Origin of the sequence: Streptomyces composti (assembly GCF_012034205.1) — a bacterium.
GTDB lineage: Bacteria > Actinomycetota > Actinomycetes > Streptomycetales > Streptomycetaceae > Streptomyces > Streptomyces composti.
Window position 1 is genome coordinate 74,734 of the sequence record NZ_JAATEM010000013.1, and the last position, 12,945, is coordinate 87,678.

Below are 12,945 nucleotides of genomic sequence, written 5' to 3' on the forward strand. Positions count from 1 at the left end.
CGCAGTACCCGCCGCGACGGGACGGGCCCGAGGCCAGACCTTCCGGGGCGGGCAGGGCCGCCCGGCAGGCCAGGGCGGCACCCTCGCCGGCCCGTGCGCCGGGGCAGGCGCCGGCCAGGAAGCGGGCTCCGGCACCCCGGAAGCCGGCGCCGGTGCCTCCGCAGGCGGGGCGGGCCACCGGGGGCGGCGTCTCCCGGTCCCCGCGGACGTCCCGGCCGGCGGCCCGCGCGCCGCGTCCCGTACAGCGCCGGCCGGCCGCCGCCACCGCGGCCGCCCGCCGGTTTCCCGGTCCCCGGCTCACCGGGCTCGGCACCGGGCTCTTCTGCATCGCGGCGCTGCTGGTGCTCGGTCTGCTCGCCGGCGCGCTGTTCGGGCGGGCGGCCCAGACGGTGTACGGGGTGCTGTTCCTGCCGGTGTGCGCGCTGACGGCGCTGTGGGTGCGCCGCGGTGATCTGCTCACCGCGCCGGTGGTGGTGCCGGTGGGCTTCCTGGTGGGGCTGGTACCGGTCGCCGAGCGGGGCGACGGCAGCACGGGCAGCAGGCTGATGGGGCTGGTGACCGGTCTCGCGACCCAGGCCGGGTGGCTGTACGGGGGGACGCTGGTGGCGGGGGTGATCGTTCTGGTGCGGCGGATGCGCATGATCCGCCGGGAGCGGAGGGCCGGGCGGAGGGCCGGGTCCGGGTCCGGGCACGTGCGCCGCTGACCGGGTGCGTGCACCCGTGACCCGAGGGAGGCCGGCGCCGCTTCGGGCCGGCTCCCGGTCGCCGGCCGGTCAGACGCCGGTGGCCGCTCGCATCGCCGCTCCGACGATGCCCGCGTTGTTCTGCAGCTGGGCGGGGACGATCTCGGCCTTGATGCCCTTGATGTGCGGCAGGAACTTGTGCGCCTTGCGGCTGACGCCCCCGCCGATGATGAACAGCTCCGGCGAGAACAGCATCTCGACGTGGGCCAGGTACTTCTTCACCCGGCGGGCCCATTCCTCCCAGGACAGGTCGTGGTCCTCCTTGGCCTTGCTGGAGGCGCGCTTCTCCGCGTCGTGGCCGCGCAGCTCCAGATGGCCGAGCTCGGTGTTGGGGACGAGTACCCCGTCCGTGAACAGGGCGCTGCCGATGCCGGTGCCGAAGGTCAGCACGATGACGGTGCCCCGGTGGTGGCGGCCCGCGCCGAAGTGCATCTCGGCGATGCCGGCGGCGTCCGCGTCGTTGACCACGGTCACCGGCAGGCCGCCGAGACGGTCGCCGAGCAGGACGCGCGCGTCGGTGTCGACCCAGCTCTTGTCTACGTTGGCGGCGGTACGGACGGTGGCGCCGTCGGTGACCACGCCGGGGAAGGTGATGCCGACCGGGCCGGTCCAGCCGAAGTGGTCGACGACCTGCTTGACGCCGTCGGCCACCGCGTCGGGCGTGGCCGGGTGCGGGGTGAGGACCTTGTGGCGCTCCTGCGCCAGATCCCCCTTGTCCAGATCGACCGGGGCGCCCTTGATCCCGGATCCGCCGATGTCCACGCCGAAGATCTGCATAGCCTTACGTTACGACGGACCACGGAAGGTCACGGAGTCGATCTCCGTGACCTCCAGCACCCTCCGTGACGATGCGGCACTTTCCGTGACGGGCGGGGCGGACGCCGCGGTCACTCGGCCGCGGGCTCGCCGCTCCCGGCGCCGCCCCGCTCGGCCACCAGGGCGGCGGCCTCCTCACGCAGGTCGCGGCGCAGCTCCTTGGGCAGCGAGAAGGTGATGGACTCCTCGGCGGCCTTGACGATCTCCACGTCCTCGAAGCCGCGCTGGGCGAGCCACTCCAGAACCTGCTCGACCAGCACCTCCGGCACCGAGGCGCCCGAGGTGACGCCGACCGTGGTGACGCCCTCCAGCCAGGCCTCGTCGATCTCGTCGGCGAAGTCCACCAGGTACGCCTCGCGGGCGCCGGCCAGCTTGGCGACCTCGACCAGCCGCTTGGAGTTGGAGGAGTTGCGGGAGCCGACCACGATCACCAGGTCGGCCTGGGCGCCCATCTGCTTGACCGCGAGCTGGCGGTTCTGCGTGGCGTAGCAGATGTCGTCGCTGGGCGGGGAGACCAGCTGCGGGAACTTCTCCTTGAGGGCGTCGACGGTCTCCATGGTCTCGTCGACGCTGAGCGTGGTCTGGGAGAGCCAGACGACCTTGTTCGGGTCGCGGACCTCGACCTTCTCCACGTCGCCCGGGCCGTCGACCAGCTGGATGTGCTCGGGGGCCTCGCCGGAGGTGCCGATGACCTCCTCGTGGCCCTCGTGTCCGATCAGGAGGATGTCGTAGTCCTCCTTGGCGAACCGGACCGCTTCCTTGTGGACCTTGGTGACCAGCGGGCAGGTGGCGTCGATGGTGGCGAGCCGGCCGCGCCGGGCCTCCTCGTGCACGACGGGGGCGACGCCGTGCGCGGAGAACATCACGATGTTGCCCGGCGGGACCTCCTCCGTCCGTTCGACGAAGATGGCGCCCTTCTTCTCCAGGGTCTGCACCACATACTTGTTGTGCACGATCTCGTGCCGGACGTAGACGGGCGGACCGTACTGCTCGAGAGCCTTCTCGACGGCGATCACGGCGCGGTCCACACCCGCGCAGTAGCCCCGGGGGGCGGCGAGCAGGACACGGCGGCCAGGCGAAGCAGTCATGCGGTCCATCGTAAGGGCCGGGCCCCCTCGCCCGGATCAGCGGCGGCAGAGGACCGGGCGCGAGGTGGCGGAGCGACCGGGCGCGGCGGGCAGAGGGACCGGTCGCGGAGAGGGATGGGGGGCGGGCGCGGGGCGGTCACGGTGCGCTGTCGGTGCGGCGCACTACTCTCGCGGGCATGGCTGTCACAACGTCTGCGGAATCACCTCTGCCGGTCAGCGAGGTGTCGCGGCTCATCGGAGGCTGGATCGACCGGCTCGGCGCGGTGTGGGTCGAGGGGCAGATCACCCAGCTGTCGCGGCGGCCCGGTGCGGGCATGGTGTTCCTGACGCTGCGCGACCCGTCGTACGACATCTCCGTGGGCGTGACCTGCCGCCGGCAGGTGTTCGAGGCGGTGGCGGACGTGGTGAGCGAGGGTGCGCGGGTGATCGTGCACTGCAAGCCGGAGTGGTACGCGCCGCGCGGGCAGCTGTCGCTGCGGGCGGCCGAGATCCGTCCGGTGGGGGTCGGGGAGCTGCTGGCCCGCCTCGAGCAGCTGAAGAAGTCGCTGGCGCGGGAGGGTCTGTTCGCGGAGGAGCGCAAGAAGCCGCTGCCGTTCCTGCCGCAGCTGGTCGGGCTGGTGTGCGGGCGTGCCTCGGCCGCCGAGCGGGACGTGCTGGAGAACGCCCGGCACCGCTGGCCCGCGGTCCGCTTCGAGGTGCGCAATGTGGCGGTGCAGGGGGTGCACGCGGTGCCGGGGGTCGTCCAGGCGGTGAAGGAGCTGGACGACATCGACGAGGTGGACGTGATCATCGTGGCGCGCGGCGGCGGCAGCGTGGAGGATCTGCTGCCGTTCTCCGACGAGCAGCTGGTGCGCGCGGTGGCCGCCTGCCGTACGCCGGTGGTCTCGGCGATCGGTCACGAGCCGGACAATCCGCTGCTCGACTACGTCGCCGATCTGCGCGCCTCCACGCCGACGGACGCGGCCAAGAAGGTCGTGCCGGACGTGGGTGAGGAGTTCGAGCGGGTGCGGATGCTGCGGGACCGGGCGCGGCGCTGTGTGGAGGCGTTCCTGGACCGCGAGGAGCGGGGCCTGGCGCACGCTCTGGCCCGGCCCTCGATACAGGATCCGCACCGGATGATCGACGTCCGTGCGGAGGAGGTCACCGCGCTGATCGAGCGGAGCAGGCGCTGTCTGCGGCACCAGCTCGACCGGGCGGACTCGGAGCTGGCCCACACGCATGCGCGGGTGGTGGCCCTCTCCCCCGCAGCGACGCTGAAGCGCGGCTACGCCGTGCTGCAGCGCTCCGACGGACATGCGGTGCGCTCGGCGGAAGAGGTGCGGCCCGGCGAGGCGCTGCGGGCCCGGGTGTCGGAGGGCGAGTTCACGGTCCGCGTGGATGCGTAGGGTGGGCTGATGACCGGCGAGACGGAGCAGACGGTGACCGGCGGGACGGAGCAGGCGGCGGTGGCCGAGGCACTGGGGTACGAGCAGGCCAGGGACGAGCTGATCGAGGTCGTGCGGCGCCTGGAGGCGGGCGGCACGACGCTGGAGGAGTCACTGGCGCTGTGGGAGCGCGGCGAGGAGCTGGCCAAGGTGTGCCGGCGCTGGCTGGAGGGTGCGCGGGCCCGGCTGGACGCGGCGCTGGCGGAGGAGGCGGAGGCCGAGGACGCGGGCGAGGACGCGTAGCCCGCCGGCGGCGCGGTGCCGGGGACGGGACCTGTGAAGTGGATCACCACAGCCCAGATTTTGTTGAGCGTTGAACTTCTTTGGGCGTACGGTCGGATGCGTCAACCGCACCACCGAGAAGGTTCACGCAATGTCACTTGCTCTTGACCCGGCCGCCCAGGACCTGCTGTTCCGCGAGGCGCGCACCGCCAATACGTTCACCGACGAACCGGTGACCGAGGAGCAGGTGCGGGCGATCCACGACCTGGTCAAGTACGGCCCCACCGCCTTCAACCAGTGCCCGCTGCGGATCACCCTGGTCCGCTCCACCGAGGCCCGCGAGCGGCTGCTGCCGCACCTGGCCGAGGGCAACCGGGCCAAGACCGCGTCCGCGCCCCTGGTCGCGATCCTCTCCGCGGACAACGAGTTCCACGAGGAACTGCCCGCCCTGCTGCCGCACTTCCCGCAGGCCAAGGACCTCTTCTTCGCCGAGCGCCCGGTCCGGGAGAAGTCCGCCGCGCTGAACGCCGCCCTGCAGGCCGCTTACTTCATCATCGGCGTGCGGGCCGCGGGGCTGGCCGCCGGGCCGATGACCGGGTTCGACCACGAGGGCGTCCGCAAGGAGTTCCTGGACGACGACCACACCCCGCTGATGATCGTCAACATCGGCCGTCCCGGCCCGGACGCCTGGTTCCCGCGCAGCCCGCGGCTGGAGTACGAGCAGGTCGTCAGCGAGGTCTGACCGCGCAGGACCGCAGGACGCACCGCCGCGTCCGACTCCGCCGGGCGTACCGCCCCACGCGGAAGCACCCCAGGCGGAAGACCGGCCGCCGGCCGCACACTCACCCGGTCACGGAACAGGGCCCTCGCGGAGCGATCCGCGAGGGCCCTGTCGCGTCTGCCTGCCGGCGGCTCACTCGGTGCGCAGCGCCTGTGCCATCTTCGCCAGCTGCCCGAAGGGCGCCGTGCCGGTCACCACCGTGGTCGCGCCGTCCTTGCCCTCGAGGACCAGCGCGTCGTAGTGGTCCCCGTCGTAGCGCGTCCAGGTCTCGCCGTTGATCTCCTGGGTGACGTCCGTCTTCTCGGCGCCCTGGGTCGCCTCCTCGATGAACAGCACCGGCTTGCGCGTGGACTGCTCCACCCCGATGTACTCGCCCTCCGGGGTGTGGAAGCCGAGGTGCCAGGCCTCGCCCTCCTCGCCGCGGTAGCGCACGGAGGTCGCCTTCCAGGTCTTCGGCAGGCCCTCGGGGGCGGCCACCGGGTAGGAGGCGGCGCGGCGGGCGGTGAGCAGCTCGACCCGGTAGTCCACCCGCTTCAGCTCCGGGTCGCTGTCGTCGTGCGGGAGGAACAGCCAGACCACTCCCGCCACCAGACCGATGAGGCCCAGGGAGAGGATCATGTCCCGGGCCGACTTCTGCACGCTGCTCTTTCCTGCCACGCCCCTATCGTCGCAGGTGTCCGGAGCGCTCATCCGTGGGGTCCCCTGCTCATTTTGTCTGCCTAACGATAGAGTCGGGCCCACACCCTCATCCGGCCGTCGTCGTACAGAAAGGTGCGCTCCGATGACCGATCATCACCACTTGCCGTCCGAGCTCGATGTGCCCTCCGAGGCCCCCGACCGCAACCTCGCCCTGGAACTGGTGCGGGTGACGGAGGCCGCGGCGATGGCCGCCGGCCGCTGGGTCGGCCGAGGGGACAAGAACGGCGCCGACGGGGCCGCGGTGCGCGCCATGCGCACGCTCGTCTCCACCGTCTCGATGAACGGCGTGGTCGTCATCGGCGAGGGCGAGAAGGACGAGGCCCCGATGCTCTACAACGGCGAGCGCGTGGGTGACGGGACCGGACCGGAGTGCGACATCGCCGTCGACCCGATCGACGGCACGACACTGACCGCCAAGGGCATGACCAACGCCATCTCGGTCCTCGCGGCGGCCGAGCGCGGCTCGATGTTCGACCCGTCGGCGGTCTTCTACATGGACAAGCTGGTCACCGGGCCCGAGGCGGCGGACTTCGTCGACATCAACGCGCCGGTGAGCGTGAACATCCGCCGGGTCGCCAAGGCGAAGCGGGGCACGCCCGAGGACGTCACCGTGGTGATCCTGGACCGGCCGCGGCACGAGGGCATCATCAAGGAGATCCGGGAGACCGGGGCGCGGATCAAGCTGATCTCGGACGGTGACGTGGCGGGCTCGATCCTGGCGCTGCGCGAGGGCACCGGCATCGATCTGCTGCTCGGCATCGGCGGCACCCCCGAGGGCATCATCTCGGCCTGTGCCGTGAAGTGCCTGGGCGGGACGATCCAGGGCAAGCTCTGGCCCAAGGACGAGGAGGAGCGGCAGCGGGCCGTCGACGCGGGGCACGACCTGGACAAGGTGCTGACGACGGAGGATCTGGTCACCGGGGACAACGTGTTCTTCGTGGCCACCGGCATCACCGACGGCGAGCTGCTGCGGGGCGTGCGGTACCGGTCGGAGACGGCCACCACCGACTCCATCGTGATGCGCTCCAAGTCGGGAACGGTGCGGCGGATCGACTCCGAGCACCGGCTGAGCAAGCTGCGGGCCTACAGCGCGATCGACTTCGACCGGGCCAAGTGAGGCAGGGCTTCGGCCCGGTGACATGAGAGGGCACCCCCTGTGCGGAGGGGGTGCCCTCTTCGTACGGCCGGGGCCGTACGGCCGTTCTGGTGCGGCTGCCTCCTCGGCGCCTCGTGCAGTTGTCTCGTGTCTCGTGCGGTCGCTTCCCGTGCAGTTGTCTCGTGCAGTTGTCTCGTGCGGTCGCTTCCCGGGCGGTCGTTCCCGGGTTGTCGTTCCCGTGTCCGGTCGCGTGCGCCCGCTGCTCCGGTGCGGGATCAGCCGGCCGCGGCTATGCGGTTCGTCGTGCGGGCGGCCTTCTTCAGCTCCATCTCACGCCGCCGGCGGCGGGCCAGGACCACGCGGCGCTCGGCCGCGGTCAGGCCGCCCCAGACGCCGTAGGGCTCGGGCTGGAGAAGGGCGTGCTCGCGGCACTCCACCATGACCGGACAGCGGGCGCAGACCCGCTTGGCCGCCTCCTCGCGGGAGAGGCGGGCCGCGGTGGGCTCCTTCGACGGGGCGAAGAACAGACCGGCCTCGTCGCGGCGGCACACCGCCTCGGTGTGCCAGGGGGTGTCTTGGTCCCTGTCGCGCGCTGGCACCCGCTGGGCCGGAACGGCAGCTACCTGCAGGGACGAATGCGGCGGTTGCAGCACGGTCAACTCCTGACGACGGCTTCGCGGCTGGAGGGGGCTGCGAGATCCACGTGGTGAGCCCGGAGTGACCGGTGCGTCCGACACCGCGGCGCCGAGCCGTCCCCCGCGGCCGGCCCGCGAGGGCGGTTCGGCAACGCCGCGAGCGGGCGTGCCGGGTGTGCCGGGCTCCGCGTGAGTCCCGCGGCGCCCTCCTGGAGACGATGCAGCAAGGCTTACCCGTTGTGCGCGTGCCTATGCACTGAGTCCCCAACCGCCCGGTACGGGAACCGCGTTCAGTGGCACGGGAGGCCGCGGGGACGGCCGTTGCCGCCGGCCGATGCGGCCGGCCGATGCCCTCGGGCGGCCGGCGAACGGCGACCGGCGACCGGCGGCTGAATGCTTGCCTTCACCCCGGCGACCTACGCCCACATGCGCCACAAATAACCGATACGCCCGAAATCATCAGTAGTGGAAGGGTTGTTCGCGCCTGCCGTCAGTGCCCGAGATGCTTGCGCATGCCGCGATGGTGTGCGCGGTCCAGCGAGCGCTGCACCTTGTCCATGATGTCGGCGACCAGCTTGCCCCGCTTCGGGCGCGCCTCCACATTGCCCAGGACCGCCCAGCCGTCGACGTAGACCACCGGCGCCTCGGGGTCCTCCGCGTCGAGCGAGGCCACCTCGAAGTTGCCGAGCACGCCGCCACCCAGGCCGCGCAGCGAGACGTTCTCCGGGACGCGGACCTCGACGTTGCCGAAGACGGAGAACGCCTTGATCACGACCTGCTGGTGATCGAAGAGCGCCTCGCTCAGGTCGATCTCCACGCTGCCGAAGATCGCGTACGCGTGGATGCGGCGGCCCGCGCGCCAGCGGCCCTTGCGGACGGCGGCACTGAACACCGCGACGACGTTGTCGTCCGCGTCGACCGGGATGGCGTCGGCCGCGGGACGGCTCGGGGCGGGGGCAGGGCGGCGCTGGTGGCCGGCCGGGAGGTCGCGGACGAACGTCTCGAGCTCCCCCACCGTCTTGGCGGCCAGCACGCCCTCGACCCGCTCGGCGTGCTCCTCGGCGGTCAGCCTGCCCTCGGCCAGGGCCTCGCGCAGAAGCTCGGCTATGCGGTCACGGTCGGCGTCCGAGGCCCGCAGCTCGGCGGGCCTCGGTGCGTTGTCCTGCTGCGGTGCGTGCTTCTGAAGGTCCACGGCAGCAGCGTACCCAAACACGATAGATCGCGACACCCCCTGTGGTCCGGCAACTGAGCCTTACCTCACAGGCTCAGCCGCGGTCCGCAGGTTTTACGCTGGTGGGCGCCCGCCGACGGAGGCGGGCAGCCGTCTGTCGAGTGAGGAATGGGCGCGATGCCTGAGTTCGAGTACGCCGATCTGCTCCCCACGGGAGAGGACACCACCCCGTACCGGCTGGTGACCTCCGAAGGTGTCTCCACCTTCGAGGCCGACGGGCGGACCTTCCTCAAGGTGGAGCCGGAGGCGCTGCGCAAGCTCGCCGAGGAGGCCATCCGCGACATCCAGCACTATCTGCGCCCGGCCCACCTGGCCCAGCTGCGCCGCATCATCGACGACCCGGAGGCGTCCAGCAACGACAAGTTCGTGGCGCTGGACCTGCTCAAGAACGCCAACATCGCGGCGGCGGGCGTGCTGCCGATGTGCCAGGACACCGGCACGGCCATCGTGATGGGCAAGCGCGGGCAGAACGTGCTGACCCAGGGGCGGGACGAGGAGGCGCTGAGCCGCGGCATCTACGACGCGTACCGGAAGCTCAACCTGCGCTACTCGCAGATGGCTCCGCTCACCATGTGGGAGGAGAAGAACACCGGCACCAACCTCCCCGCGCAGATCGAGCTGTACGCGACCGACGGCGACGCGTACAAGTTCCTCTTCATGGCCAAGGGCGGGGGCTCCGCCAACAAGTCCTTCCTCTACCAGGAGACCAAGGCGGTCCTGAACGAGGCCTCCATGATGACGTTCCTGGAGGAGAAGATCCGTTCGCTCGGCACGGCCGCCTGCCCGCCGTACCACCTGGCGATCGTGGTCGGCGGCACCAGTGCCGAGTACGCGCTGAAGACCGCCAAGTACGCCTCCGCGCACTACCTGGACAACATGCCGACCGAGGGCTCCGAGCTGGGGCACGGCTTCCGGGACAAGGAGCTGGAGGAGAAGGTCTTCGAGCTGACGCAGAAGATCGGCATCGGGGCGCAGTTCGGCGGCAAGTACTTCTGCCACGACGTGCGCGTGATCCGCCTGCCCCGCCACGGCGCCTCCTGCCCGGTCGCGCTCGCGGTCTCCTGCTCGGCGGACCGCCAGGCCGTCGCGAAGATCACCGCCGAGGGCGTCTTCCTGGAACAGCTGGAGACGGACCCGGCGCGGTTCCTGCCGGACACCACGCCCGAGCAGCTGGCGGACGAGGGGGAGGTCGTCAAGATCGACCTCAACCAGCCGATGGACGCGATCCTCGCGGAGCTGACCAAGCACCCGGTGAAGACCCGGCTGTCGCTGAGCGGTCCGCTGGTCGTGGCGCGGGACATCGCGCACGCCAAGATCAAGGAGCGGCTGGACGCGGGCGAGGAGATGCCGCAGTACCTGAAGGACCACCCGGTCTACTACGCCGGCCCGGCGAAGACCCCGGAGGGCTACGCCTCCGGCTCCTTCGGCCCGACCACCGCCGGCCGGATGGACTCCTACGTGGAGCAGTTCCAGGCCGCGGGCGGCTCCAAGGTGATGCTGGCGAAGGGGAACCGCAGCAAGCAGGTCACCGATGCGTGTGCCGCGCACGGCGGCTTCTACCTGGGCTCCATCGGCGGCCCGGCCGCCCGGCTGGCGCAGGACTGCATCAAGAAGGTCGAGGTGCTCGAGTACGAGGAGCTCGGCATGGAGGCGGTCTGGAAGATCGAGGTCGAGGACTTCCCCGCGTTCATCGTCGTCGACGACAAGGGCAACGACTTCTTCCAGGACCCGTCCCCCGCTCCCACCTTCACCTCCATCCCGGTCCGCGGCCCCGGCCTCTCCTGACCACCCGCGAGTCCGACAGGTCCGGGGGCTCGGCCCTCCGGGCCCCCGGCTTCTCGGACACGCGCCGGACCGGCAAGTCGCCTCGTACGGCGCGTGTCTGACGGTGTGTGGCGCAACGCCCGCCCGCGGTGACGCCCCGGGGGCTCCGCCCCCGCCCCCTGGCCTGCCCCACCACCCGCCTCGGCACCTCGAACGCGCACCGAACAGGCAACTCGCTGCACTCGGTGTGCTTCAGGGCAGCGTGTGATACGTCGGCCAGACGCGCGCCGGCCGTTGCGCGCCGCCCGGCCGGAGGGGCGCCCGTCGGTCGGTCACGCGCGACCTCGGCACGCAGAGCCCCCAGCCCTCCTCCCTCCCCCGGACCGGCCCGGACACCGACGCCGACGCACTTCTCCCGGACGTAACACAGGGCGAGCCGGTTTCCCGGAAGACGAGCACGCACCGGCGTCCTGCCCCTCCAGCCTCGGATCGCCTCGGAGCCATGGGGTGAAGCCCCCGGGCGTGCGAGCGCACATGGGCCACCTCGGCGCCGGGGCCCGCCGGCCCGACCGGGTGTCAGGGGGCAAAGCCCCCGGGCGCGAGCGCGCAAGCACCCCCGGATTCCGGGCCGGCCCGGCCTGCCGCCGGAGGGCTGGGGGCGGAGCCCACGTAAGCGCCAACGCGCAAGAGCACCCCCGCCCGGCCCCGACCCGACCGGAGGCCCGGGGACGAGGACCGGGGCACGAGCGCGCCAGAACGCATCCCCGCGTCGGCCGGCCCGACCGGGGGTGCTGGGGGCAAAGCCCCCTCACAGCACAAGCACGCCCCCGCTCCCAGCCCTCAGCCCGCCCTGCCGCCGGGGGCTGGGGAGCGGCCCCCTGGAAGGGGAAGGCGCGGGGGTGGCGCGGGGCCGGGGGTGCTCGGTGACCCCCGGGTGGGTCAATGGGCGGAACATCCCCGGGCGCTCGGGCGCTGTACCCGTTATGAGCGAATACCGGATCGAGCACGACTCCATGGGCGAGGTGCGGGTGCCCGTGGATGCGAAGTGGCGGGCGCAGACGCAGCGGGCGGTCGAGAACTTCCCGGTCTCGGGGCAGCGGATCGAGCGGGCGCACATCGAGGCGCTGGCCCGGATCAAGGGCGCCGCGGCGAAGGTGAACGCCCGGCTCGGGGTGCTGGACAAGGACATCGCCGAGGCGATCCAGGAGGCGGCCGGCGAGGTCGCCGAGGGGCGGTGGGACGCGCACTTCCCCGTGGACGTGTTCCAGACCGGGTCGGGCACCTCGTCGAACATGAACACCAATGAGGTCATCGCGACGCTGGCGAGCGAGCGGCTCGGCCGGGACGTGCACCCCAACGACCACGTCAACGCCTCCCAGTCGTCCAACGACGTCTTCCCCTCCTCCATCCACATCGCGGCCACCGCCGCCGTCACCCGGGACCTGATCCCGGCGCTGGAGCATCTGGCCGCGTCGCTGGAGCGCAAGGCCGAGGAGTTCGCCGATGTGGTGAAGTCGGGGCGCACGCACCTGATGGACGCGACCCCGGTGACGCTCGGCCAGGAGTTCGGTGGCTACGCCGCGCAGGTGCGGTACGGCGTCGAACGGCTCCGGGCCTCCCTGCCGCGCCTGGCCGAACTTCCCCTCGGCGGCACCGCCGTGGGCACCGGAATCAACACCCCGCCCGGCTTCTCCGCCGCCGTGATCGAGGAGGTCGCCCGGGTCACCGGCCTGCCGCTGACCGAGGCGCGCGACCACTTCGAGGCGCAGGGCGCCCGCGACGGGATCGTGGAGACCAGCGGCCAGTTGCGCACCATCGCCGTGAGCCTGACGAAGATCGCCAACGATCTGCGGTGGATGTCCTCCGGCCCGCGCACCGGGCTGGCCGAGATCCGCCTGCCCGACCTGCAGCCCGGCTCGTCGATCATGCCGGGCAAGGTCAACCCGGTGATCCCGGAGGCGGTGCTGATGGTGTGCGCCCAGGTGATCGGCAACGACGCGACCGTGACCCACGCCGGCGCCTCCGGCAACTTCGAGCTCAATGTGATGCTGCCGGTCATCGCCAAGAACGTGCTGGAGTCGATCCGGCTGCTCTCCAGCGCCTCCCGGCTGCTGGCGGACCGCACCGTGGACGGGATCGAGGCCGACCGCGAGCGGGCCCGCGAGTACGCCGAGTCCTCGCCGTCCGTGGTCACCCCGCTCAACAAGTACATCGGCTACGAGGAGGCCGCGAAGGTGGCCAAGAAGTCGCTGGCAGAGCGGAAGACCATCCGGCAGGTGGTGCTGGAGGGCGGATATGTCGAGCGCGGCGACCTCACCGTGGAGCAGCTCGACGAGGCGCTGGACGTCCTGCGGATGACACGGCCGTGACGACGCGGTCCGGCCGTCTCCGGCACGGGTGAACCGTGGCGGGTGCCGCAGCGTCGTATGCCTGTGGCACCTAGTAT

General features: G+C 71.8%; 12 protein-coding genes. 7 read left to right on the forward strand and 5 right to left on the reverse strand.

Annotated elements, in window-relative coordinates; translation table 11 throughout:
• The first annotated feature begins 152 nt into the window (after window positions 1–152).
• Complete coding sequence (locus tag HCJ93_RS29170) at window positions 153–704, forward strand: DUF6542 domain-containing protein (RefSeq protein ID WP_309141388.1); 552 nt, start codon at window positions 153–155, stop codon at window positions 702–704.
• Window positions 705–773: 69 nt separating this feature from the next.
• On the opposite strand, the gene ppgK is transcribed toward HCJ93_RS29170, so the two are convergent.
• Together ppgK and HCJ93_RS12575 are read right to left on the reverse strand one after the other, a co-directional pair.
• Window positions 774–1,520 carry a polyphosphate--glucose phosphotransferase gene (gene ppgK / locus HCJ93_RS12570; RefSeq protein WP_167994291.1) on the reverse strand — a complete coding sequence of 249 codons (747 nt, stop codon included), beginning with the start codon at window positions 1,518–1,520 and terminating at the stop codon, window positions 774–776.
• A gap of 110 nt (window positions 1,521–1,630) precedes the next feature.
• Window positions 1,631–2,656: a 4-hydroxy-3-methylbut-2-enyl diphosphate reductase gene (locus tag HCJ93_RS12575; RefSeq protein WP_206317308.1), complete on the reverse strand. Its 1,026-nt coding sequence runs from the start codon at window positions 2,654–2,656 to the stop codon at window positions 1,631–1,633.
• Window positions 2,657–2,823: 167 nt separating this feature from the next.
• Here HCJ93_RS12575 and xseA point away from each other — a divergent pair, with 167 nt between their 5' ends.
• The 3 genes from xseA to HCJ93_RS12590 all read left to right on the forward strand — a co-directional run bounded on the left by xseA (window position 2,824) and on the right by HCJ93_RS12590 (window position 5,035).
• Window positions 2,824–4,032 carry an exodeoxyribonuclease VII large subunit gene (gene xseA, locus HCJ93_RS12580; protein ID WP_167994295.1) on the forward strand — a complete coding sequence of 403 codons (1,209 nt, stop codon included), beginning with the start codon at window positions 2,824–2,826 and terminating at the stop codon, window positions 4,030–4,032.
• Window positions 4,033–4,041: 9 nt separating this feature from the next.
• Window positions 4,042–4,314: an exodeoxyribonuclease VII small subunit gene (locus tag HCJ93_RS12585; protein WP_167994297.1), complete on the forward strand. Its 273-nt coding sequence runs from the start codon at window positions 4,042–4,044 to the stop codon at window positions 4,312–4,314.
• Between the two features lie 130 nt (window positions 4,315–4,444).
• On the forward strand, window positions 4,445–5,035 hold the full coding sequence (locus HCJ93_RS12590) for a malonic semialdehyde reductase (RefSeq protein ID WP_167994299.1): 591 nt from the start codon (window positions 4,445–4,447) through the stop codon (window positions 5,033–5,035).
• A gap of 171 nt (window positions 5,036–5,206) precedes the next feature.
• Here the strand turns inward: HCJ93_RS12590 and HCJ93_RS12595 are convergent, their stop codons facing one another.
• Window positions 5,207–5,764, reverse strand: coding sequence for a DUF4245 domain-containing protein (locus HCJ93_RS12595; protein WP_167994301.1), 558 nt, complete (start codon window positions 5,762–5,764; stop codon window positions 5,207–5,209).
• A 91-nt stretch (window positions 5,765–5,855) separates the two neighbouring features.
• Here HCJ93_RS12595 and glpX point away from each other — a divergent pair, with 91 nt between their 5' ends.
• Window positions 5,856–6,890 carry a class II fructose-bisphosphatase gene (glpX, locus tag HCJ93_RS12600; protein WP_167994303.1) on the forward strand — a complete coding sequence of 345 codons (1,035 nt, stop codon included), beginning with the start codon at window positions 5,856–5,858 and terminating at the stop codon, window positions 6,888–6,890.
• 254 nt (window positions 6,891–7,144) lie between these two features.
• Here glpX and HCJ93_RS12605 read toward each other — a convergent pair whose 3' ends face one another.
• Together HCJ93_RS12605 and HCJ93_RS12610 are read right to left on the reverse strand one after the other, a co-directional pair.
• Window positions 7,145–7,522 carry a WhiB family transcriptional regulator gene (locus HCJ93_RS12605; protein ID WP_167994305.1) on the reverse strand — a complete coding sequence of 126 codons (378 nt, stop codon included), beginning with the start codon at window positions 7,520–7,522 and terminating at the stop codon, window positions 7,145–7,147.
• A gap of 472 nt (window positions 7,523–7,994) precedes the next feature.
• A complete protein-coding gene (locus HCJ93_RS12610; protein WP_167994307.1) occupies window positions 7,995–8,696 on the reverse strand; it encodes a DUF1707 SHOCT-like domain-containing protein in 702 nt (233 codons plus the stop codon).
• A gap of 147 nt (window positions 8,697–8,843) precedes the next feature.
• Here HCJ93_RS12610 and HCJ93_RS12615 point away from each other — a divergent pair, with 147 nt between their 5' ends.
• Together HCJ93_RS12615 and HCJ93_RS12620 are read left to right on the forward strand one after the other, a co-directional pair.
• Window positions 8,844–10,520, forward strand: coding sequence for a fumarate hydratase (locus HCJ93_RS12615; RefSeq protein WP_167994309.1), 1,677 nt, complete (start codon window positions 8,844–8,846; stop codon window positions 10,518–10,520).
• A gap of 962 nt (window positions 10,521–11,482) precedes the next feature.
• Window positions 11,483–12,868: a class II fumarate hydratase gene (locus tag HCJ93_RS12620; RefSeq protein WP_167994311.1), complete on the forward strand. Its 1,386-nt coding sequence runs from the start codon at window positions 11,483–11,485 to the stop codon at window positions 12,866–12,868.
• Window positions 12,869–12,945 lie beyond the last annotated feature (77 nt).

Excerpts from the sequence above, each read along its gene's own strand:
- ppgK (WP_167994291.1), bottom strand. The coding sequence starts at position 1,520 with ATGCAGATCTTCGGCGTGGACATCGGCGGATCCGGGATCAAGGGCGCC.
- HCJ93_RS12575 (WP_206317308.1), bottom strand. The coding sequence starts at position 2,656 with ATGGACCGCATGACTGCTTCGCCTGGCCGCCGTGTCCTGCTCGCCGCC.
- xseA (WP_167994295.1), top strand. The coding sequence starts at position 2,824 with ATGGCTGTCACAACGTCTGCGGAATCACCTCTGCCGGTCAGCGAGGTG.
- HCJ93_RS12585 (WP_167994297.1), top strand. The coding sequence starts at position 4,042 with ATGACCGGCGAGACGGAGCAGACGGTGACCGGCGGGACGGAGCAGGCG.
- HCJ93_RS12590 (WP_167994299.1), top strand. The coding sequence starts at position 4,445 with ATGTCACTTGCTCTTGACCCGGCCGCCCAGGACCTGCTGTTCCGCGAG.
- HCJ93_RS12595 (WP_167994301.1), bottom strand. The coding sequence starts at position 5,764 with ATGAGCGCTCCGGACACCTGCGACGATAGGGGCGTGGCAGGAAAGAGC.
- glpX (WP_167994303.1), top strand. The coding sequence starts at position 5,856 with ATGACCGATCATCACCACTTGCCGTCCGAGCTCGATGTGCCCTCCGAG.
- HCJ93_RS12615 (WP_167994309.1), top strand. The coding sequence starts at position 8,844 with ATGGGCGCGATGCCTGAGTTCGAGTACGCCGATCTGCTCCCCACGGGA.
- HCJ93_RS12620 (WP_167994311.1), top strand. The coding sequence starts at position 11,483 with ATGAGCGAATACCGGATCGAGCACGACTCCATGGGCGAGGTGCGGGTG.